Here is a 21,982-nt window from a genome sequence, read left to right as displayed (position 1 = left end):
GAATAAAGACCGGGAAAGGAGTGGAGGCTAAGGATGAGGTCAATCGTTTCGCGCACCGGCGAATTCGGTGCACGTCCTTCGCCCTTGCTGTTCATCCGGGATTGCATCCTCGCGAGCAGCAAGTCGGAAAATGAGCGAGTTGCTGCGCGGGAGGACGCGAGGGCATGGCCGGTAAATCGAAAAGGGACGCGATGAACCTTTCCCGCCTGGTTCAGGACAGCAGCGTTTCCCGTTGGGACGATGACGTCGACACGCTCGTGCTGGGCTTCGGCTGCGCGGGAGGCTGCGCCGCGATAGAGGCGGCGCGCGGCGGCGCGCGTGTATTGGTGGTCGAGCGGTCGAGCGCGCCGGGCGGGAGTTCCGCCCTGTCGGGCGGCGTCATCTATTGCGGCGGCGGTACGGCGATCCAGCGGGCCTGCGGTTTCGACGATAGCGTCGAAGCCATGCGGGCCTATCTCATGGCGTCGACCGGCGATTGCCCCAATGCGGAAAAGATCGACCTGTATTGCCGCGACAGCGTGGCGCATTTCGACTGGCTGGTCTCGCTCGGCATCCCGTTCAAGGCCAGTTACTGGCCCCACAATTACGAACCCACGACGGACGACTGTCTCTATTATTCGGGCAGTGAGGAATGCGCCCCGTTCAACCGTCTGGCGAAACCGGCGCCGCGCGGCCACACCGTCCAGGCCGAGGGGTCGTGCATGGGCGGCCGGCTGCTCATGGAAACGCTCGTCGACGTCGCGCTGCGCGAGGGCGTCGAGGTGATGACCGACGCGAACTGCATCGCGCTGGTGGCTGGCCGGGACGGAGCGATTGTCGGCGCGGCCGTGCGCCACGACGGCGAAACGCGGTATATCCGCGCGCGTGGCGGCGTCGTGATCGCCACCGGCGGTTTCGTCATGAACCGCGAGATGGTGGCGCGGCTCGCGCCCGCCGCCTCGCGCACCGCGCCGCTCGGCAATCCGTTCGACAACGGCTCGGGCATTGTGTTGGGCGAGGCGGCGGGGGGCGCCACCGCCAACATGCACGCCGCGATCTACAGCTGCCCGGTGCTGAACCCGCCGGGCCTGATCCGGGGCATTCTGCTCAATGAACGGGGGCAGCGGTTCGTCCCCGAGGATGTCAATCACAAACGCATCGGCGAGCATGCCGTGCTGCGTCAGGACGGCCGGATCTTCCTGCTGGTCGACAGCGAGATATTCGAACAGCCCGCCGGGGTGCGGCCGATTGTCGCCACCGGCGACACGCCCGAGGAACTGGAAGATGAACTGGGCTGGCCCCGCGGGTCGATCGGCGCGACGCTGGCAGTGTATAACCGCCATGCGGACGAAGGCCATGACCCTCTCTTCGGGAAAAAGGCGAAATTCGTCAAACCGCTGACCGCGCCGCCCTATGCCGTGTTCGACTGCGGCATAGAGGCGACCGGCGTCTATTATTCCTTCACCCTGGGCGGTCTTTGCACCGCTCCCACCGGCGAAGTGCTGAACGCGGAGGGCCGGGCCATTCCCGGCCTTTATGCGGTCGGCCGCGCCGCCACGGGTCTCAGTGCCCAGTCGGGCGGCTCGAGCGGCCTGCAACTGGCCGAAGGCACCTATTTCGGACGGCTGGCGGGCCGCGCGATCGCTGCCGCGCTCAAGTCGGAAGCGGCCTGATTACAGAAAGGATTGTTCATGGCATTGGCATTGCAGCCGTTCGGCACATATAGGGTCAGTTCCGATCTGTCGTCGCAAAATCCGGGGCCGGTGGCCTTCCGGTCGGCCAGTCGGCTGCATGACGGCAACTGGACCAACGATCTGTTCGGCACCGCGACCCTGCTGTTCGGCATGGGCGGATATCTGCAAGGCGACCATGGCGCGCACATCCAGATCCGCGCCGCCTTCGAGATTGAGGACGGCACGCGCTTCTTCATCGAATATATTTCGCGCGGGGAAATGAAGAGTCACGCCGCGGGCCAAACGCCCGTCATCCTGACCGGCCAGATCGACATCGATCCGGCCCATGAAAAATATGCCTGGCTCAATCACACGCAAGTCGCGGGGCGAGGGATGCTGACCCTCAATCCGGTTATCCAGACTTACGAAATGTATGTCCTGCGCTGATGGCAGATCGTCGGATCGGTCTGATGCGTCAACAGCATAAAATTGGAGAGGGAATGCCGGCCCGGTGCGTGGATCGCATATCTCAGAATCCATGACTCAGGGTCGCGCGAACATTACGCGGTTCACCATAAATATAACCGCCAAACCAGCTATGACCCACTTTCTCCGTCTCGCCGGTGGCGGGATTTTGCGTGATCTGGGGAGGCCGGCTTTCCCAGCAGGCTGAACCGCCCAGGCTGAAGACCGGGACCAGCCGGCTACCGTGCCGTCGGCATAGCTATAGGGCCATTGCGCCCACATCACGCCGCTGTGCTGGTCCTTCCGATCGCGCGGTGTCAGGTCCAGTCCGGCGGCGGCGGCATTCCTGTCTGTGCCGCTGCCTTAGACGACGATGATATCGGCTTCGGTTCGATTTGAAACGTCGCCGCCACGAAAGAAAGGTTGAAAGTCGGAAGACACGAATGGGCCATTGTCCACCCCCTGGAATGACTCGATTTTAGAAGAAGGCGGCCGTTCAGAACCGGAAGCCGACGGTGCCCATCACGTTGCGCGGTGCGCCTATGAAGCAGTCGCCCCGCGCCAGGCAGGAGGCATAGAATTTGTTGTTGAGCAGGTTGGTGGCGTTGATCGCGAAGCGCCAATTCTGCCAGCTTATCTCCGCCAACGCGTCAACGGTGGTGCGCGATGGGGCGACGATCGACCAGATCGAACTGGTCGATATGCTCTTGCCATTATAGACAACGCCCCCGCCTAGGCGCAGCTGGGCCGCGTCGGGCAGGCCGAATGTCTTGGTTGACCAGATCGACGCGGTGTGGCGCGGCATGTAGTCGAGGCTGGTGTTCACCTGCGACTTGAGCTTGCTGTAACCATAATTGGCCAGCAGTTCGAAATTGCCGGGCAGGGTGTGGCTCGCTTCGATCTCGAAGCCCTTGGTCGTCAGTTCGCCTGACTGGGTCGTGGCGCCGTTGGCCAGATAAAGGACACGATTGCGTTCCTTGATGTGGAAGGCGGTGGCGGTAACCAGCGTCTTGACGTCGGGTTGCCATTTGATGCCGACTTCATATTGGGTGCCCGTCTGGGGCTTGTAAGGAGCGCCGAAGGTGCCGTCGCCATTATCGATGGAGCCCGCCACCGGCAGGAAACTTTCCGTGTAGCTGAAAAAGGGCGAGATGCCCGCGCCGATTTCGCCGATGATGCCGGCGCGGAAGGTGGTGGCATTGTCCTTCTGGCCCGAAGAGCCGGTGACGCGGTCGCGGCGCGCGCCGAGCACGACGGAAACGCGGTCGTAGAAGCGGATCTGATCCTGCAGATAGATGCCCAGCTGCTTCTGCGATTCCGTGGTGAAGGGGCCGCTGGGATCGTAGGTCAGCAGCGCATCATAATCGATGTCGTAGAGGTCAACCAGTTGACCGCCGCCATCATAGCGCTTGCCCACCTTGTTCCAGCTATAGTCGATGCCGACCAGCAGTTTATGCTTGATGTTCGCGCCGGTGTTGAAAGCGAATTGCAGATTATTGTCGGTCGAGAAGACGTTCATCCGCGCGTCGCTGGCATCGGCGGTCAGGCCGATGGTGCGTCCATCGGTGCCGTAGACCGAAAAGGGATCGGTGGGATTGCTGTAGCTATCGGCATAGTGGGTGTTATATTCCAGGTCGCTATCGATATAGCGGGCCTTCATGCTCAACTTGATGCTGTCCGAAAATTGGTGGGTGACAGAGCCGCCGCCCTGGAGCGAGCGGCCGGCATAGCGGTCCCAGCCCGGCTTGCCGACGAAGCTGTACCGATCGAGTTGCTCGCCCGCGACGGTGTTGGGCCGGAAGGTGCCGACGATCGGCAGGAATTGCGAGGTCGAGCCGGTATCGTCCTCCTGATAGAGGCCGGTCAGCACGATATCCGTGTCGGGCGTGGGCTGCCAGCGGATTGACGGCGCGAACATCACGCGGTCGTCGGAGACGTGATCGATATAGGTGCCGGCATCGCGGACACGAGCGACGGCGCGGATCGCCAGATTGTCGGCCAGCGCGATATTGACGTCGCCCATCGCCTCCTTGCGATCATAGCTGCCATAAACGAGGTTCAGTTCGCCGCCCGTCCTGAACGTGGGCGTCTTGGAAACCAGGTTGACCAGACCGCCGATCGAGCCCTGACCATAAAGTACGGAGGCGGGGCCGCGCACGATTTCCACGCGAGAAAAATTGTACGGGTCCGATGTGATGCTGGCATAATAGCTGAAGATGTCGCGCATGCCGTCACGAAACTGCAGCGCGTCGATGCCGCGAATGTTGAAACCGTCGACGCGGGTATCGCGGCCATAGGGATTAGCCAGGACACTGGCGCCATATTTGACCGTGTCGCTGATGCTGATCGCGCCCTGTGCAATGAACTGGTCCGACGTGATGACCGTAATCGGCTGCGGCGTTTCGACCAGCGGGGTTTCGGTCTTGGTACCCGCATATTGCGACGCGGTGACGATGATGGAATCGCTCTGCTCTGCTGTCTGGTTCGCATCGACGGCGCCGTCATTTGCCAGGGCCGGCTGGATCGACAGCAAGCCTGCCACGCCGGCGATAGCGAAATTTTTCATGTACATTCCCTTTCTGCTGCAAGCCGGGGGCGCAATATATAAGATGAAACCGATTCTCAATAGCAATTTGCTTGCTCCCTCGCTGTTTGGGCGCTATCGGTGGGGTGATCGGAAGGAAGGCTGCCGAGGGAGGGCGCGTGTCTCAATCATTGCGGAAATGGATCCGCCTGTTCCTTGCCGGGCCGGGCGCGGTTTTCGTTTCGCTCGTCATCATGGGGGGAATGCCGCTCTGGCTCCCGCGCGGCGCTGCGGGCGTCGACAATCTGGTGCTGCCGTTGATCCTGGTTCCGTTGATATGGGCTGCGCTGTTCTTCCATGCTTGCCTTGATCGCAGGCTTGCCCGCGTGGCGATCGTGGCGGGCGTGCTGTTTCTCGTCCACGGGGGACTGATCGCGCACAAATTCTCCGAGCCACGGCCTGCCGCAAAGGAGAGCGGTCAGTGATCCATCTGAAAAAGGACCAGACCAAGCTGATGATTGCCGTCCACGGCTGGGCGGGCATTATGTTGGGTCTGCTGCTGTATGCCGTGGTGTTCACCGGCATGGCAGCGGTCTTCGCCGAGGAAATCGGCAGCTGGTCCTCCGGCCATGTCGAAAGTCGATCCGCTTTCGAGCGGCCGATCGACAGCGCTGTCCGGCGCCTTGCTGCTCAGACGCCGCCCAAATATCATGAAGGCGTCGATCTGTTCGAGGTGGGCGATCATAATCTGGGCGTTTTCTTCCACCGCCACGAAACCGATCCCGACGGGACATTCGTCAGCCGCGGCCTCTATTATCGGCTCAATCGGGAAGGCACGATCGCCAACACGCAATTCGGGACCGGAGAAGAAGTATTCGGTGCAAATAATGACGACGCACTCAGCCACTTTCTGGTCGATACCCATGTCCGTCTTCATGTGCCCAATCCCTGGGGGTTGCTGCTGACCGGGATTGTCGGCCTTGTCATGCTGGTGGCGGCGATTTCCGGTCTGCTGATCCACCGGCATCTGCTCAAGGACATCTTCACGCTGCGCCGCAACGCCAATCCGGTTCTGGTCGATCGCGACCGGCACAGCGTTGCGGGATCGTGGAGCCTGCCCTTCGCCTTCATCCTGGCGTTTACGGGCAGCTTCTTTTCCTTTTTCGGCACGATCGGCGTGCCGATTGTCGCGATGGCGGCCTTTGGCGGCGACATACAGGCGCTCAACGATACGGTGTTCGGCAATCCCGGCCGTCCCGATCCGCGCCCCGCCGTCATCGGCAATCTCGACCGTATCGCTGCCGATGCCATTGCTCGCAGCAAGGAGGTTCCCACCTTCGTCTCCATCGAGAATTTCGGCCGCGCCGATGCAAAAGTGACAAGTTTCCACCCGCCGCGCGATGGCGACATCGAACCTGTGACCTTGCTCTACGATGGCGCGAAGGGACGGTTTATCCAGACCAAGCCGTCGATCGGCACGCAACCGTCCACCGGCGGCACGCTGGCGGCGATCATGGCGCCACTCCATTTCGGGAATTTCGCGGGCCTGCTGTCGAAGGCCGTCTGGTTCGCGCTGGGCTTCGCGATGTGTTACGTCACGATCACCGGGATGCGACTATGGCTGGCGCGTCGCGGAGAGACTGCGCGTTCGCTCGAATGGCTGGATCGGACCGTCGCCGTGGTGGCGTTTGGCCTCCCGCTGGCGCTGGTCGCGGCTGCGGCCGGATTCCTCGTAACCATGCCGCTGGGCTCGGCAACTTTCTGGACGCCGACAGCTTTTCTGATCGCGTCTGCGGTCGTGAGTGTCGCCGGATTTTCGCTTCGGTCAGCGATGCTCGCGCCCCTGCTACAACTTGCTACCGGGCTGCTCATGATGGCGCTGCCGACCGTGCGACTGGCGATGGGCGGCCCCGGCTGGCCCACCGCGATCGAAGCAGGGCAGCCTGTCATCGCCGCTCTCGACCTTGCCTTCGTCCTCGGGGGGATTTGCATGATCCGGCAGGGGGCCAAGGCTCGACGGGCCCGAACGCCAGCGGCGCCCTTATCGACCCCGGTTGCCATCGCATGAGTGTGGAGACTTGCCTCGCGACAGGCCTTTCCGTGGCTTGCATCATGGGTCTGGCCCTTGGCGATCCCAAGCGGCTCCGCGCGGCTGGCCTGAAGGCGCAGCCCACCACGGCGCGAAAGCGTATCGCGGTCACGCTTGTCGCGTTGCTTCCCGGCATGGCGCTGGCCCTGAGCGGCGATGCTTCGGCATTCCTGCTGTGGTTGGGGGCCTGCGCCACTGCTGGCTGGTTCACAACCATCTGGCTCGGCAATCCAGGGCAGAGCATCGGCCAGCGCCGCAATCGCCGCCGATAGCTCGCCAGTGTCGTGCAGGGTCTTCATATCCCCGCAACGCCGCCAATTATGAAATCTGCGCAATGCGAATCATTCTCAATTCGCTTATATCGTCATGACTGGCTTCAAGATCGCATTCCTCTCGTAACCGCCGCCGCTCATTTCGCCGCCATGCGAATGGCGCCGTCGAGACGGATGACCTCGCCGTTCAGCATCGGGTTGGCAATGATCTGCTCAACCATCAGCGCATATTCGTCGGGCTGACCGAGGCGGCTGGGGAAGGGCACCTGCTTGCCCAGAGAATCCTGCGCTTCCTGCGGCAGGCTGGCGAGCAGGGGCGTCAGGAAGATGCCCGGCGCAATGGTCATCACGCGGATGCCGTAGCGGGCGAATTCGCGCGCGATCGGCAGCGTCATGCCGACCACGCCGCCCTTGGAGGCGGAATAGGCGGCCTGGCCGATCTGCCCGTCATAGGCGGCGACGCTGGCGGTGTTGATGATGACGCCGCGTTCCTCGAGGGCGACCGGCTCTGCATCATGAATGCGCGCCGCGAATTTCGAGAGGACATTGAAGCTGCCGATCAGGTTGATCGTCACGATCTTCGCAAAATCGGCGAGCGGGATCGCCTTGCCGTCGCGGCCGATGACCTTGGCCGGGGGCGCGATGCCCGCGCAGTTGACCAGGATGCGGGCCTTGCCGTTCAGGGCTTCGGCCTGCTCGATGGCGGCTTCCACCATTGCTTCGTCGGTGATGTTGACCGGGACGAAATGGCCGCCGATGGCTTTTGCGTGCGCTTCGCCCAGTTCGGCATTGAGGTCGAAGATCGTCACCTTCGCGCCCGCTTTGGCGAGGCGCGCCGCCGTCGCGCCGCCAAGGCCCGATGCGCCGCCGGTGACAATGGCGGCCAATCCGTTGATGTCCATGTCTAACCTTTCCTGTCAGTAAAGCTGGCTGGCCATTGGCGACCCGGCGGGTTTCCAGTCCGGCCGATGGTCAGTCGTTCTGCGCCTTTTCGCCGAGGTCGGCGAGAAGCGCTTGCAATTGCTGGAACTGTTCGCTCCATCCGCTCGTGCTTCCGGAAGCGATCGCGTCGTCGAGCGCTTCCTTCGAGGGATAAAGCTCTTGAACGGTGACCAGCGTTGTGCCGTCTCGTTCCTCGAAGGTCACCGTCGTGATGGGTCCGTCGCTATCGCCTTCCTCGTTCGTCCAAACGATGCGGGCATTGGGCACAACCTCGATATATTTGCCGAAGAAGGCCATCGGCTGTTCCGAAGAAGGATGCCCCATCACCAGGCGGTAGGAGCCTCCGGTACGGACATCGGCTTCATAGGATAGGATCGTCAGTTGAAAGGATTTGGGCGCCCACCATCGCTGGAACAGCTCGGGCCTGGCCCATGCCTCGAACACGAGCCTCGCCGGTCCCCTGACGGTTCGCGTGACGATCAGTTCGCGTTCGGATGTCCGCTCCATAGCGGTTTCGGCATCATTCAGGCGCATCGGCTTCCTCCTTCATCCTCAATTCCCCGACAATCTCGTCCAAAGCGTCGAAGCGCGCCGCCCAGAGCCGGCGATGCTCCTCGATCCAGGCCAACTCCGTTGCCAGGTCGCGGCGGCCCAGCCGGCAGGTACGGACCCGCCCGATCTTCTCGGTCATGACGAGCCCGGCCTGCTCCAGGACGCTGACATGCTTCTTCATGCCGGTCAGGCTCATGTCGAAGCTCTCAGCAAGAGTGGAGATGGATTCGTCCGCCCGTGCGAGCCGCGCCAACACGCCGCGCCGCGTCGCGTCCGAAAGCGCGGCGAAAGATGTATCCAGGCGATCGATTTGACACTGAACCATATGGTTCAGTTAATAGCCGGGATAGAAGCGGTCCGCAAGGGGCGGTTTTCGGAATGCGCGTCGACGCACCGTTCACCGATTGAAGTTCCTTCTTCCGTACGATACAAGGCGGTACTGAATTGAATTGAGGCGGAGCAAAAATGCGCAAATTATCGAAGCTGAACTGCGGAAAGGGCTATCTGGCACTGATGCTGGGGAGCGCCGCGCCGCTGGCGGCCCAGACAGTGTTGCCGCCGCCGGTTCAGCCCTTCGCGGGCAAGATCGGACAGACCTATGCCGATTCGACTCCGGCCTTTCCCAAGCCCGTCGTTGCTCCTGCGGGCGCCCCGAATGTGCTGCTCATCATGACCGACGATGTGGGCTTCGGCTCCGCATCGACTTTCGGCGGGCCTGTCCCCACGCCCAATCTTGACCGGCTGGCGGCGCGGGGTCTGGTCTACAACCGCTTCCATACGACCGCCATGTGCTCGCCCACCCGCGCCGCGCTGCTCACCGGTCGGAACCATCATGCAGTGGGCAATGCCGTGGTGAGCGACATCGCGACCGGCTATCCCGGCTATTGGTCGACGATCCCCAAAAGCGCCGCGACCGTTGCGGAGGTGCTGCGCCAGAATGGCTACAACACCGCCATGTTCGGCAAGCATCACAATATTCCCGGACAGCAAAGCTCGATTGCCGGCCCGTTCGATCAATGGCCGACCGGTCTTGGCTTTGAACAATTTTACGGATTCATCGGCGGCGATACCGAACAATGGACGCCCAAGCTGTATCGCGGCAATGCGCCGGCGGAGCAGAAATACGATAAGGATCCCGATTATATCCTCGACCGCGACCTCGCGGACGAGGCGATCCGCTATGTCCATACGCAAAAGGCGGCGGCGCCCGACAAGCCCTTCTTCCTCTATTATGCCCCCGGCACCGCCCATGCGCCGCATCAGGCCCCGGCCGAATGGATCGCGAAATTCAAGGGTCGGTTCGACAAGGGCTGGGATGCCGTTCGCGCCGAAACGCTCCAGCGCCAGATCGCGATGAAGATCGCGCCCGCAGGAACGAAGGCGACGCCCCGGATCAAGGATATTCCGGCCTGGGACAGCCTCACCCCCGATCAGAAGCGCGTCTCCGCGCGGATGATGGAGGTCTATGCGGGCATGCTTGCCTATCAGGACGCGCAGGTCGGCCGCCTGCTGGATGAACTCGACCGGATGGGCGAGAGCGGCAACACGCTCGTCATGTTCATCGAAGGCGACAATGGCGCCTCGTCCGAAGGGGGTATGCAGGGCAGCACCAACGAACTGGGCACGTTCGCCAACGGCGCGAAGGAGGATATGGCCTGGCTGACCAGCATGGTGGACAAGCTGGGCGGGAAGGACAGCTACGGTCATTTCCCCGTCGGCTGGGCCTGGGCGGTCGATGCGCCTTTCCCCTGGATGAAACAGATCGCCTCGCATCTGGGCGGCACGCGCAACGGGCTGGTGGTATCCTGGCCCGACCATATCAAGACGCGGGGCATCCGGTCGCAATTCACCCATGTCAATGACGTGATGCCGACGATCCTGGAGGCGGCCGGCATCAAGGCCCCCGACAGTGTCAATGGCGTGAAGCAGCAGCGGATCGACGGCGTCAGCTTCGCCTACAGCTTCGACGCGCCCAAGGCGCCCGAACGGCACGATACGCAATATTTCGAAATGATCGGCAGCCGCGCGATTTACCATCAGGGCTGGCTGGCCAGCACCACGCCCGCGCGCATGCCATGGAAAATGGGGGATTCGGGCCGTTCGCCCATGGCCTATGACTGGGAACTCTACAATCTCGACAAGGACTATGCGCAGGCCAATAATCTGGCGGCGCGCTATCCGGACAAGCTGAAGGAACTGGAGGCGCTCTGGACTACGGAAGCCAACAAGAACAATGTCTTCCCACTCGACGACCGGCAGACGCATGAACGCGCTGCGGCCTGGCGGATGGCCTTTGCCTCGCACCGCAAGAACTTCACCTATTGGGGGAAAGGCATCAGCCTGCCCGAAGGCGTCGCGCCGTCGCTTCAGGGCCGCTCCTTCCAGATTGTGGCCGATGTCGACATACCGCAAAGCGGCGGCAATGGCGCGCTGGTGTCGCATGGCAGCAAGTTTGGCGGTTGGAGCTTCTACCTGAAGGACGGCAAGCCAGCCGCCCATATGGCGCTGACGCAGCAGCCCAACCATCAATGGGACGTGGCCGCCACCGCGCCGATCCCGGCCGGTCCCGCCAAGATCGCCTATAGTTTCGACTATGATGGGGGCGGCTATGGTCGCGGCGGCGTGATGCATATCAGCGTCAACGGCAAAGAAGTCGCGAGCGGACGGATCGACCGTACAATCGTGGTGCCGGCTGGACTGGGCGAAACCTTCGACATCGGTGACGATACGGGCGCGACGGTGGTCGACTATCCCAACGGTCGCGAATTCAACGGAGAAATCCGCAAGGTGGATCTGCTGCTGAAATGAGGCGAATCCTCTCCGCCAGCCTGCTGGCGGCATAGGCCGCGCTGTTGCCCGGTCCGGCTCGCTGCGGGCAGGACCGGGGAAGAATTTCGATGTCGCGTGAAAACGGGAACTGCGGTGAGGCGCCGGGCGTGGCGTCGTCGTCTCATGCGCATTGGATTCCTCTTCAACCACGACCAGATTCATCAGATCGCCCACAGCCTGCCCATCGCCATGGCGCTCGCCAAGGGCGGGTTCGATGGCGAGATCATTGTCGCGACCACGAATGACCGGCTGGCGGCGGAGGTGGAGCGACTGGCGGGCGAATGGATCGGGTCGGGCATCGCCCATGTCCGCCTCTCCCTCCCGCCCCGGTCGGCGCGGATCGCCGACTTGCTCGGGAACTTCATCCCCGCAGGCAAGCTGCTATTCTATCGCGACAATCTGGATTTCTTCCGCAGCCTCGACATGCTGGTCGTCGCGGAAAAGACGTCTCTGCTGCTCAAGACGCGCTACGGCCTCAACGATCTCGTCATGATTCATACCCGCCATGGCGCGGGCGACCGCGCGATCGGCTTCGACGGGGCGAGCGCCCGTTTTGACCATGTCCTCTGTTCGGGCGAGAAGATCCGCCGCCGCCTGATCGTGGAGGCCGGGGTCGATCCCGACACGATCAGCATCGTCGGCTATCCCAAGTTCGACATGGTGCGCCAGGCGGGCCGCACCCACCATTTCACGCGCGAGCGGCCGGTCGTGCTCTACAACCCCCATGTCTCGCCGCATCTTTCCTCCTGGTACCGGCACGGCCGGGCGGTACTCGACCAATTCGTGCGGCATACGGACAGGGAACTGATCTTCGCACCCCATGTCATGCTGTTCGAGCGGCCTTTCGTGCTCACCATCGACAGGCTGTCGGTCAATCGGGCAGGGACGATCGAGAACCGCTATCTGCATGGCGACAATATCCATTTCGACCTTGGCAGCCGCGCCTCGACCGACATGAGCTATACGATGGCGGCGGACATCTATCTGGGTGACGCCAGCAGTCAGGTCTATGAATATCTGCTTCGTCCGCGACCGTGCATCTTCCTCGACAGTCACCGGACCGACTGGCGCGGCGATCCCAATTTCGCGCATTGGCGCATGGGCGAGGTGATCGGTGATCCGGCGGAGTTGGGCGCGGCGCTCGACCGTGCGGAGGACCTCCATGTCCGTCAATATCGCGCGGTGCAGGAGGCCATGTTCGCCGACAGTTTCGACCTGGACGGCAGGCCTTCCTCCGAACGGGCGGCCGAAGTGATCGCCGCGCTGGCGGAGCGCCGGGCCGCCCGCCGCGATCCGGCCTCGACGGGCCGCGCCGCATGAATCCCCTGCTCACGATCATCCTGCCCTTCTTCAATGAGGAGGGGTGGATCGGCGCGACCGTCGACTCCCTGGCCGGGCAGAGCGACCAGCGTTTCCGCCTGTTGCTGGTCGACAATGGCTCTACCGACGCAGGGGCGCGGGAAGCCGCCGTCCAGGCCGCCCCGCTGGGCGAACGGGCCGTCATCCTTCCCTGCGCCACCCCCGGCAAGATCCACGCGATGGCGCACGGCCTGGCGCATGTGACCACGCCGCTAGTCGCGACTTGCGACGCCGACACTCTCTATCCGCGCGACTATGTCGGGCAGATCGTCGCCCTTTTCCGGGATCATGCCGACGCGGCGGCGGTGATGGCAATCGACCTCCATGCCCCGGAAAGCGCGCGCCGATCCCGCAAGCGCATCACCTTCATCCTGCGCAAAAGCCGTCGCTTCGCCGCCAAATGCCATGCGGGCGGCTATGCCCAGGCCTTCCGCACCGATGCGCTGCGGGCCGCGGGCGGCTTCGACGCGGCCCGCTGGCCCTATGTGCTGGAAGACCATGAGATCGTCCATCGGGTGATGGCGCATGGCCGGAGCGTCTATCACCCCGCCCATATCTGCTTTCCGTCCGACCGGCGGACATCGCGCACGGCGGTCAGTTGGACCCGCGGCGAGCGGCTGCTTTACCGCTATGCGCCGCGCGCCGCGATGGACTGGTATTTCTATCGCTTTCTGGGCCGCCGCCTCGCAGCCCGCAACGGCATGGGTATTGCCTTGCGCCGGAAAGACTGGTCTTCCAACGGCGCATGACGGATCGCAGCGGGATCACGGGACGAATTTTCAGAGGGCTGGGACTGGTGCTGGGTGGAAAGGCCGGCGCCGGGCTGATCAGCCTTGCCTATCTCATCCTTGCGGCACGGGCCCTGGGCCCGCGCGACTATGGCATATTGGTGCTGGTTCATGGATATGTGACGGCGGTGGTCGGCATTGTCGAATTTCCGGCCTGGCAGGCGATCGTGCGCTATGGCGCCGAAGCCTGTGCGGAGGATGCGCCGCACAGGCTGGCCCGGCTGCTGCGCTTCGGCACGACGGTCGAACTGCTGGGCGGCGCGGCGGCGATCGTCGCCGCCATGGCGCTCGCGCCTTTTGTCGGGCCGCATCTGGGATGGCCGCCAGAGACGGTGGCCTTCGCCATCCCCTACAGTTTCGCCGTGCTGGGATCGGTGCGATCGGCCCCGGCGGGCTATTTGCAGCTGATCGACCGCTTCGACCTGATCGGCCTGCATAATATGGTGCAGCCGCTGGTGCGCTTGATCGGCGCGACGCTCGCCTGGTGGCTCGGCTGGGGACTGAAGGGCTTTCTCTGCGCCTGGCTGGCGGCCGCCTTGGCGGAGTTCGCGGTGTTGTGGGGCATGGGCCTGATCTGCGCGCTCAACCGGCTGGGTCCGGCGCTACGCCGTCCCGAGGCCGGCAGCGCGGTGCAGGACAATCCCGGCATCTGGCGCTTTCTGGTCGCGAGCAATGCGGACGTCACCCTGAGCGAGCTGGCGGGCCGCATCGCGCCGCTGATCGTCGGCTGGATACTCGGTCCCGCCATGGCGGGCCTGTTCGCCGTCGCCCAACGCGCCACCGTCATCATCGCCCAGCCCGCCCAGATATTGGGAAACACAGCCTATGCCGAACTGGCCCGCATGGTCGCCGCCGGCCAGGGCGGAGCGCCGCTGCGCCGGACATTGATCCGGGTCATCGGCATCGCATTGGCCGCCGCTGCCCCGGTGGTGATCATCGCCGCGCTTTTCCCCACGCCCATCGTCACCCTGCTCGCGGGTCCGGCGTTTAAGGCGGCGGGTGGCGTCACGGTCGTGCTGATCGCGGCGCGGATGATCGCGGTGGTCGGCCCGCCTTGCAGCGCCGCACTTTCCGCCATGGGCTTCCCGGCGCTGTCGATGAGCGCCAATCTCTTCGCCAGCCTGATCTTCCTGCCGGCGCTGCCGTTCCTCCTCCACCAATGGGGCCTGATGGGCGCGGGCGCGCAAGCCGTCGGGCAAGCCCTGTTGGCCAGCACCCTGCTTGCCGGCCTCGTCTGGCGCCGGAGCCTCGTCCATTGAGGATCGCTTATGTCATCAACTCCGGCGAGGGCGGCGGTGCGGCCCAGCCGGTACCCGCCATCGCTGGCGTCCTGCGCGATGCAGGCGCGCAGGTGCGGGTCTTCGCGCTGACGCCCCGTGACCGGCGGGGCCTGCCCGCCATGGTGGAAGCGGGGTTGGACCCGGCCGTGCGCGAAGGCGGCCTGACCGATCATCTCGCCGCCGCCTTATGGTTGCGGCGGGCGTTGATCGAATGGCGCGCGACCCATATCTGGACCTCGCTCAGCCGGGCGACGATATTGGGCCTGATCCTTGGCCCGATGATGGGCCTGCCGGTGATAAGCTGGCAGCATGCGGCCTTCCTGAAGCCCTGGAATGAGCGGCTGATGCGTTTGCTCGCCTCCCGCGCCCTGCTGTGGATCGGGGATTCCCAATCCGTGACGGCGTTGACGGCCGAGCGGCTGGCCGTCCCCCAGGACCGCCTTTTCTGCTGGCCGATCTTCGCCGCCGATCCCGCCATGCCGCAAGCCCGGCCCTGGCAGCCCGGCGAGCCGGTCCGCATCGGCACGCTGGGTCGCCTCCATCCGGTCAAAGGCTATGACGTGCTGATCGCCGCGCTTGCCCGGTTAAAGGGCGAAGGCTTCACTCTTTCCATCGCGGGGGATGGCGCGGAGCGGGCCCGTCTTGAGACCCTTGCGCGGGAAACCGGCGTGAAAGTCGAGTTTACCGGCTACACCGACGATCCCCGCGCCTATCTGGCGGGCCTCAACCTCTATGTGCAGCCTTCCCGTTCCGAAGGCTTCTGCATCGCCGCGCATGAAGCCTTGACCGCAGGTCTGCCGGTTGTCGCATCCGCGGTTGGCGAATTGCCTTTCTCCATACGCCAGGGTGAAACTGGCCTGACCGTCGCGCCCGGCGACGCAGAGGCGTTGGCGCAGGCGCTGAAAATCCTCATGGCCGATGCCGCGCGGCGTCAGGCCATGGGCGATGCCGCCCGCCGCGACATGCTCGACCGCTTTTCCCGGGCGCGGTTCGCCGCCATCGGCACCGAAATACTCAGCCATATCCGCCAAGCCCGCGCCTGACGTCGAGCATCAATCCGCGCAACGAGCGGTCGATCCGCTTCACGTCGAACAGCGTCACGTCGCCGCAGGCAGTCAAGCTATGCATCCCGTCCCGATAGGCGTCGGCTGAAGCGGGGATCGTCAGGGCGTCCCCGGCTTCCCCCACGAAGGCGGTCTCATCCAGCCGATCGATCCACAATGGCCGGATCGCCCCGCCATAGGTCGTCGCGCAATCCTGCACCGGCACCATGATGCGGCCGTTAATCGCCACCGGCGCACCTCCGGGCCGGGCCGAGCGCGGGTCGATCCGTACCGGATTGCCGGGATGCACCGTCCACGGCCCGCAAAGCCGCTCGGCCCAGGCGATGTGGAGATGCGAGAGCTTCGTCATCTTGCTCGTCGCCGGGGAATAGAAAAGCCACCACCGCCCGTCATGCCGCAGGATACTGGCGTCGACCGGCACGCAGTCCAGCATGATCCGGCATTCCGCGCGCCAGTCCACAAGTCCGCCATGATCGCGATAGAGCGTCAGTCCGCCCGACCGATGCGCTTCGGGCAGCATCCATAGGGCGCCTTCCCCGGCAAAGACCTGCGGGTAGGACAAATGCCATGGCTCGACCAGGCAGGGACGGCGCTCGAGGAGATGCCCGTCCTCGTCGAGCACCAGCGTCTCGATGGTCCCGTGCCGGATGCGATAGTCATAATGTTCCGCGAAGACATGCAGCCGCCCATCCTCGCCTCGCCAGCCGAACGGGTCGGCCAGAAACTGGAAATTCGGCTCTTCCGACAGCCATGTCACCGGACCGGTGATACCGCCCGCCGTCAGGATCGTCGCGATGGGCTGGGCGACGATCCCGCATTTCCATATGTCCTTGCGTCGGGGCATCGCCGTTCGCCCTCGCACGGCTCGGTAGACAAGCACAAGGCCTTTTCAGTGCGGCGCTCCGCCATCCGCCCGGTATCCGATCGGGGACGCAAAGGGGCAAGGCATATCGGCGTTTCCCCTATTCAGAAGCGCGCCACCACCGAATGCCCGCGTCGTCCGTTTCTTCCATCGCGAGCTTGCGGCTGCGCAGGCAGGCCAGATGGGCCAGACTCTCCCCGGTGGCGAGGCCCAGGACATGTTTGTCGATCTGGCGTTTGAACAGCGCGGGAAAGACGTCGATGGCCCTTTTGGGCGTTGTCAGGAGGGCGAGCAATCTTTCCAGCCCGGTTTCATGGCCATCGACCAACGCATCGATCCGGGCATGCAGGCCGTGGAACGGCTTGCCATGGGCGGGCAGGACCAGCACATCGTCCGGTACGCGCCCACGGATCGCCTTGAGCGTGTCCAGCCAGTCGCTGAGCGGGTCGGCCTCAGGCTCCAGCGGTTGCACCGAAACATTGGAGGAGATTTCCGGCAGCACCTGATCGCCGGAGATCAGCAATTTCGCCTCGGGACAATGGAGCAGGGCATGTTCGGGCGAATGTCCCTTGCCCACGACGACGATCCATTCGCGGCCGCCGATCGAGAGGCGTTGACGGTCCTCCAATGCATGGAAGTTGTCGGGCAAGGGGTAGAGCGCCTTGCCGAAATCGCCGAAGCGCGCGCGATAATGGTCCAGCGCATCCTCGTCCCAGCCCACCGCCTTGTAGAAGCGGATCGCTTCTTCGGGCGCCTCCTGCCCGGTATAGGAGGCAAGCACGCGCAGGGTCATATATTCCAGCCGCGTCATCCAGAGGCGCGCCGGCTGCTTCTGCGTCAGCCATCCGGCCATGCCGCTATGATCGGGATGAAGGTGCGTGACGATGATCCGGCGCACCGGCCGACCCGCCAGGGTCGATGAAAATGCCCGGCGCCAGGCGGCTGCGGTTTCGGTGGTCCGCAGACCTGTGTCCACGATGGTCCAGCCATCGCCATCGGCCAGCGCCCACAGGTTGATCGCCTCGATCTTCCCGTCCATCGGCATGCGCAGCCAGAATATTCCATCGGCAACTTGGGTTGCAGTGCCATCGCCGATCGCCGGCGGCTCCATGGAGGGATAGGATGGATCAGCCATTATCTTGCGTTCCTGTGTGTTGCCTTTGCTTTTGCATGAGTCGGCACGGCGCCTCAAGGGGGAGGTTCGGGTCCATGTCCTGACCTATGCTGCTCGGGTTCCGCGATCGGTTCATGAAAAGTTTGAGGTCACATTGTGTTCGTGGATAAAGCGATCGATGTGCCGCAGGAATTTTGTTGGAGGACAATGATGACGTCAGATCTCGGTCGGTGGGAGGCTATTCTGGGCGAACTCGACCGGCGGCAAAATTTTGCCCGCGCAATGGGCGGTGGCGCCCGCCTGCGGCGCCATGGCGAGGCAGGGAAGCTGAACGCGCGCGAGCGGGCTGCGGCCCTGTTCGACGATGGCAGTTTCGTCGAGATTGGGGCCTTGACCGGCATTCTCAGCGAAACGAGCGAAACGCCCGCGCCCGCCGACGGCCTGATCGCCGGTTTCGGACGGATCAACGGCCGTCCGGCGCTGGCGGGGGTCGAGGATTTCACCGTGCTGGGAGGATCGATCGGCGATGCCGCGTCCGACAAACGGTACCGCCTGACGCAACTGGCCGCGCAGGAGAGGGTGCCGCTGGTGTTCATGCTGGAAGGCGCCGGTCATCGGCTGACCAACACGCATCCGGGGCGCAGTCCCAATGATCTTCAGGGTCTGGCCGAACTGTCGGGGCAGGTGCCGATGGTCAGCCTTGTGCATGGCGCTTCGGCCGGACATGGCGCGCTGACCGCGCCCCTGTCGGACTTTGTGGTCATGACGCAGGCGGCGTCCATGTTCGCGGCCGGCCCGCCCCTGGTCAAGGGCGCCATCGGCGAGGTGGTGACGAAAGAAGAACTGGGCGGGCCGCAGATGCACGTCCTGGCATCGGGCGTCGCGCACAATCTGGCGGATGACGATGCAGCCGCCATTGCCATGGCGCGGCAATATCTGTCCTATTTCCCCCTCAATGCGTGGGAACATCCTCCGCTTGTTCGGGACGGCGATCTCGGACGGCGTCGGCTGGACGATATATTGGGATTGATCGATCCCGATCCGCGCTTCCCCTTCGACATGCGCTTGCTGCTGGCCATGCTGGTCGACGAAGGCACCCTGTTCGAGGTTCAGCCGAAATATGGCGCATCGCTCGTCACTGCCCTTGGGCGACTTGGCGGTCAGAGCGTTGCCATCGTGGCCAATAATCCTGCCGTGGGCGCAGGTGCCATTGACGCCGCAGCCGCGCAAAAGGCGGCGCATTTCATGGATGTCGCAGGCGCTTTCCATCTGCCCGTCCTGTTCCTGACCGACAATCCCGGAGTCATGGCGGGTACGGCGGCGGAACGGTCGGGCGTTCTTCGGCACGCGGCCCGCATGTTCGTGGCGCAGCATCGGCTCAAGGTGCCCAAGCTGCATGTTACCCTGCGCAAGGCCTTTGGTTTCGGCTCCTCGATCATGGCCATGAACCCCTTTGACGGCCAGACGATCTCATTGTCCTTTCCCGCCATCGCCCTGGGCGCGATGCCGGCGGCAAGCGGCGCCGACGCTGCCGGACTGGATGCGGCGACGCGTGCCCGCATCGCCGCGGAGCAGGCAGGAGGCGCCTATCACCTGGCGGACAAAATGGGTTTCGACAATGTCATCGATCCTCGCGATCTGCGCAATGCGTTGCTCGATGGGCTGATCCTAGCCGAAGGGCGGCGGAACAGGGGAAGCGAACCGGTGCGGCAGGCGGGGATCACGCCCTGATTGTTAACTTGCGGGGGCGTTGGGCGTCCCCGCATCATGCAAAATTATTGCGGTAAATCAACAATATTTTGATCTATGGATCGTAACCCGACTTCTTTAGGGCGCGTACGAAAAGGAGCATGAGCACGATCACCCGCGATCGTGACAGGATCCATTGTGTCACGGTTCGCTGAGATGACGGTTACGCCTGAAGGCGGGAAGAAACGCTTGCAACTTCCCACCCTCCACCTCGATCCACAGAAATTACTCTTTTCCTTCAGCAGCCTGCTTGCCGCCGCCATCACGCTTGCCATCGCATTTTCCGCCAGCTTGCCTCGGCCCTGGTGGGCGCTGCTGACCGTTTACGTGACGGCACAGCCCATGGCAGGCGCCTTCCGCCCCAAGGTCCTGTATCGTCTGGCGGGAATTGCCACTGGCGCGGCGGTCACGATATTGCTCGTGCCTAATTTGCAGAATTCGCCTGAATTTTTGGTTCTGTGCCTCGCCGCCTGGACCGGCTTCTGCATCTACCTCGCCGTCCTCGACCGGACGCCGCGCGCCTTTCTGTTCCAGATGGCTGCCTTCAGTTCGGCGGTGATCAGCTTTCCCTATCTGGACGATCCCGCCAATATCTTCGACACCACCATCGCGCGCGTGGAGGAGATGACGGTCGCCATATTGTGCGTTACGACGGTCCACGCGCTGTTGCAGCCGTGGAGCGCCACCCCGGTCATCCGCGCACGGGCGCAATCCTTTATCGGCCATGCGCGACGCTGGGCGGCGGAGGCGCTGTCCAGCCGGCATACCAAGCTGGAGCATGACCATCGCCGGATGCTGGCCGCTGACGTGACCGAACTGGGCATGATCGCGTTTCATCTGCCCTTCGACCAGCGTTGGGCGCCCGCGACCAGGCGCCGGGTGACGGCCCTTCAGCACCAACTGGCCACGGTCCTGCCGCTGGCGTCCGCGGCGGCGAACCGGCTCGATCTGCTGCGCGCGGATCATGCGCTTTCGCCTGAACTGAGCCGATTGCTGGACGCCATCTCCGCCTGGCTGGTGGATGAGGACAGCCGGCCCGGACAGGCCACACCGCTGATCCGGCAAAGCCGGATCATGGCGGCGAAGGCGGAAGCGGATCGAAGCTGGACCGCGCTGCTGACGGCGAGCGCCTGCATCCGCATGGCGGAGTTTCTATCCGCCCTGGCCGCGAGCCGACGCCTCACCGACAGGATCGGCAAGCCCGGACGGCCCGGCATCCCCGCCATGCAGGCCGCATCCTTCGCGCTGGCGCGGGATCATGGCGTGGCGGCACTGGCGGGCTTGGCGACCGCCATGGCGATCGTCATCTATTGCGCCGTCTGGATCCTGCTCGCTTGGCCGAACGGTTCGGCAACGGCGGCCTTTGCTGCGCTGATCACCTGTTCCTTCGCCACTCAGGACGATCCCGCGCCGGTGATCGGCCGCTATCTGCTGGCGACGCTCAAGACCTTTCCGCTCGCCGCCCTTTATCTCTTCGTCATCCTGCCGCGCGTCGACGGGTACGAAATGCTGATCGTCACGCTGGCTCCGGCGCTGTTATGGATGGGCTATGTTCAGGCCGACCCGAAGCGGTCGCCCCAGGCGCTGCCGATGTTTTCCTGCTTCATCGTCGCCATGGGTTTCCTGGCCCGGTTCCAGGCCGATTTCGCGCTGTTCGTCAATACCGGCCTGGCGCAGATCGGCGGGATCGTGACGACCCTTGCCATCACCAAGATGTTCCGGTCGGCCAATATGGCGTGGACCGCGCGCCGGATCTTGCGGGCCAACTGGGCGGACATGGCGCAGCTGGCCGACATCCGCCGGCCTTTCATGCCGCAGCGCTGGACCGCCATGGCGGTGGATCGGCTGGGACAGATCGCGGCGCGGATGGCCATCGTCGCGCCGGGCGACGATCTGCATGCCGCCGACGGACTTGCCGACCTGCGTATCGGCCGTAACATCATTCCGCTCCGCCGGGCGCTGTCCCATGTGCCGCACGATGTCCGCCACAGCCTCGGCCAAGTGCTCGCCGGTCTCACGCGTTTCTACGCCGCCTGCTGCCGCCACGGCCGGGCGGAGGCGCCGCCGCCGCTTCTGCTTGCGGCCATCGACCGGGCGCTGCACGCCCTGCTTGGCCTGCCGATGGACGAGTTCCGGCGCGCGGCGCTGCGGGCGCTGGTCGGCATGCGCTGCAACCTGTTCCCGACCGCAGGCCCGCCCGGTCTGGAGGTCACGGCATGATCGAGGAAATCCACCTGCTGGGCATTTACATGCCCGCCGCGCTGGCCTGGGCCGTGCTGGCGGTCATCCTCGTCTATCTGCTGCGCGCGCCGCTGCATCGCCTTCCGCTCCACCGGTTGCTCTGGCACCCCAGCCTGCTGGAACTGGCGTTGTTCGTCCTGTTCTGGTGGGGGCTGGGCGCCCTTGCCGACGCCTTCCTCTATCGATGGTTTGCTTCCTGA

General features: G+C 64.0%; 19 protein-coding genes. 13 read left to right on the top strand and 6 right to left on the bottom strand.

Annotated elements, in window-relative coordinates; genetic code table 11:
* Nucleotides 1–191: 191 nt before the first annotated feature.
* Nucleotides 192–1,652, top strand: a complete 1,461-nt coding sequence (locus F7P65_RS15145) for an FAD-dependent oxidoreductase (protein WP_150293169.1) — start codon at nt 192–194, stop codon at nt 1,650–1,652.
* Nucleotides 1,653–1,670: 18 nt separating this feature from the next.
* The gene (locus tag F7P65_RS15140) at nt 1,671–2,099 is read left to right on the top strand and encodes a DUF3237 domain-containing protein (RefSeq protein WP_150293167.1); all 429 of its coding nucleotides are present in this window, start codon (nt 1,671–1,673) and stop codon (nt 2,097–2,099) included.
* 514 nt (nt 2,100–2,613) lie between these two features.
* On the opposite strand, the gene F7P65_RS15135 is transcribed toward F7P65_RS15140, so the two are convergent.
* A complete protein-coding gene (locus F7P65_RS15135; protein ID WP_240334318.1) occupies nt 2,614–4,683 on the bottom strand; it encodes a TonB-dependent siderophore receptor in 2,070 nt (689 codons plus the stop codon).
* 137 nt (nt 4,684–4,820) lie between these two features.
* On the opposite strand from F7P65_RS15135, the gene F7P65_RS15130 reads away from it, so the two are divergent.
* The 3 genes from F7P65_RS15130 to F7P65_RS15120 are packed head-to-tail and all read left to right on the top strand — an operon-like array spanning nt 4,821 to nt 7,002.
* Entirely contained in the window at nt 4,821–5,126 is a 306-nt protein-coding gene (locus tag F7P65_RS15130) for a hypothetical protein (protein WP_150293163.1), read from the top strand.
* Nucleotides 5,123–6,709 carry a PepSY-associated TM helix domain-containing protein gene (locus F7P65_RS15125; RefSeq protein ID WP_150293161.1) on the top strand — a complete coding sequence of 529 codons (1,587 nt, stop codon included), beginning with the start codon at nt 5,123–5,125 and terminating at the stop codon, nt 6,707–6,709. Before F7P65_RS15130 ends, F7P65_RS15125 begins: the two co-directional genes overlap by 4 nt.
* A 44-nt stretch (nt 6,710–6,753) precedes the next feature.
* Nucleotides 6,754–7,002 carry a hypothetical protein gene (locus F7P65_RS15120; RefSeq protein ID WP_150293159.1) on the top strand — a complete coding sequence of 83 codons (249 nt, stop codon included), beginning with the start codon at nt 6,754–6,756 and terminating at the stop codon, nt 7,000–7,002.
* A 137-nt stretch (nt 7,003–7,139) separates the two neighbouring features.
* Here F7P65_RS15120 and F7P65_RS15115 read toward each other — a convergent pair whose 3' ends face one another.
* From F7P65_RS15115 to F7P65_RS15105, 3 genes are all read right to left on the bottom strand, one after another.
* Nucleotides 7,140–7,904: an SDR family NAD(P)-dependent oxidoreductase gene (locus F7P65_RS15115; RefSeq protein WP_150293157.1), complete on the bottom strand. Its 765-nt coding sequence runs from the start codon at nt 7,902–7,904 to the stop codon at nt 7,140–7,142.
* A 70-nt stretch (nt 7,905–7,974) separates the two neighbouring features.
* The gene (locus F7P65_RS15110; RefSeq protein WP_205452094.1) at nt 7,975–8,478 is read right to left on the bottom strand and encodes an SRPBCC family protein; all 504 of its coding nucleotides are present in this window, start codon (nt 8,476–8,478) and stop codon (nt 7,975–7,977) included.
* Nucleotides 8,465–8,821 carry an ArsR/SmtB family transcription factor gene (locus tag F7P65_RS15105; RefSeq protein WP_150293155.1) on the bottom strand — a complete coding sequence of 119 codons (357 nt, stop codon included), beginning with the start codon at nt 8,819–8,821 and terminating at the stop codon, nt 8,465–8,467. Before F7P65_RS15105 ends, F7P65_RS15110 begins: the two co-directional genes overlap by 14 nt.
* A gap of 140 nt (nt 8,822–8,961) precedes the next feature.
* Here F7P65_RS15105 and F7P65_RS15100 point away from each other — a divergent pair, with 140 nt between their 5' ends.
* The 5 genes from F7P65_RS15100 (at nt 8,962) to F7P65_RS15080 (ending at nt 15,795) form a co-directional block, all read left to right on the top strand.
* On the top strand, nt 8,962–11,304 hold the full coding sequence (locus F7P65_RS15100; protein ID WP_150293153.1) for an arylsulfatase: 2,343 nt from the start codon (nt 8,962–8,964) through the stop codon (nt 11,302–11,304).
* Between the two features lie 144 nt (nt 11,305–11,448).
* The gene (locus F7P65_RS15095) at nt 11,449–12,645 is read left to right on the top strand and encodes a hypothetical protein (RefSeq protein WP_150293151.1); all 1,197 of its coding nucleotides are present in this window, start codon (nt 11,449–11,451) and stop codon (nt 12,643–12,645) included.
* A complete protein-coding gene (locus F7P65_RS15090; RefSeq protein WP_150293149.1) occupies nt 12,642–13,433 on the top strand; it encodes a glycosyltransferase family 2 protein in 792 nt (263 codons plus the stop codon). Before F7P65_RS15095 ends, F7P65_RS15090 begins: the two co-directional genes overlap by 4 nt.
* Nucleotides 13,430–14,731, top strand: a complete 1,302-nt coding sequence (locus F7P65_RS15085; protein WP_150293147.1) for a lipopolysaccharide biosynthesis protein — start codon at nt 13,430–13,432, stop codon at nt 14,729–14,731. Before F7P65_RS15090 ends, F7P65_RS15085 begins: the two co-directional genes overlap by 4 nt.
* Nucleotides 14,728–15,795, top strand: a complete 1,068-nt coding sequence (locus F7P65_RS15080) for a glycosyltransferase family 4 protein (RefSeq protein WP_240334317.1) — start codon at nt 14,728–14,730, stop codon at nt 15,793–15,795. The genes F7P65_RS15085 and F7P65_RS15080 overlap by 4 nt, the downstream gene beginning before the upstream one ends.
* On the opposite strand, the gene F7P65_RS15075 is transcribed toward F7P65_RS15080, so the two are convergent.
* Both F7P65_RS15075 and F7P65_RS15070 read right to left on the bottom strand, forming a co-directional pair.
* Nucleotides 15,767–16,660: a glucosamine inositolphosphorylceramide transferase family protein gene (locus F7P65_RS15075; protein WP_205452093.1), complete on the bottom strand. Its 894-nt coding sequence runs from the start codon at nt 16,658–16,660 to the stop codon at nt 15,767–15,769. The genes F7P65_RS15080 and F7P65_RS15075 overlap by 29 nt on opposite strands.
* Before the next feature lie 118 nt (nt 16,661–16,778).
* Nucleotides 16,779–17,813, bottom strand: coding sequence for an MBL fold metallo-hydrolase (locus F7P65_RS15070; RefSeq protein ID WP_150293143.1), 1,035 nt, complete (start codon nt 17,811–17,813; stop codon nt 16,779–16,781).
* Between the two features lie 186 nt (nt 17,814–17,999).
* On the opposite strand from F7P65_RS15070, the gene F7P65_RS15065 reads away from it, so the two are divergent.
* The 3 genes from F7P65_RS15065 to F7P65_RS15055 all read left to right on the top strand — a co-directional run bounded on the left by F7P65_RS15065 (nt 18,000) and on the right by F7P65_RS15055 (nt 21,982).
* A complete protein-coding gene (locus F7P65_RS15065) occupies nt 18,000–19,523 on the top strand; it encodes an acyl-CoA carboxylase subunit beta (protein ID WP_205452091.1) in 1,524 nt (507 codons plus the stop codon).
* A 174-nt stretch (nt 19,524–19,697) separates the two neighbouring features.
* Nucleotides 19,698–21,761 (top strand): FUSC family protein, encoded by a 2,064-nt coding sequence (locus F7P65_RS15060; protein WP_150293263.1) that lies wholly within the window; start codon nt 19,698–19,700, stop codon nt 21,759–21,761.
* Nucleotides 21,758–21,982 carry a DUF1656 domain-containing protein gene (locus F7P65_RS15055; protein ID WP_150293141.1) on the top strand — a complete coding sequence of 75 codons (225 nt, stop codon included), beginning with the start codon at nt 21,758–21,760 and terminating at the stop codon, nt 21,980–21,982. Before F7P65_RS15060 ends, F7P65_RS15055 begins: the two co-directional genes overlap by 4 nt.

The sequence above is a fragment of the Sphingobium estronivorans genome (assembly GCF_008692605.1).
Lineage (GTDB): Bacteria > Pseudomonadota > Alphaproteobacteria > Sphingomonadales > Sphingomonadaceae > Sphingobium > Sphingobium estronivorans.
The sequence above is the reverse complement of the archived record's forward strand: the minus strand, read 5'-3'. Positions and strand labels throughout refer to the sequence as shown.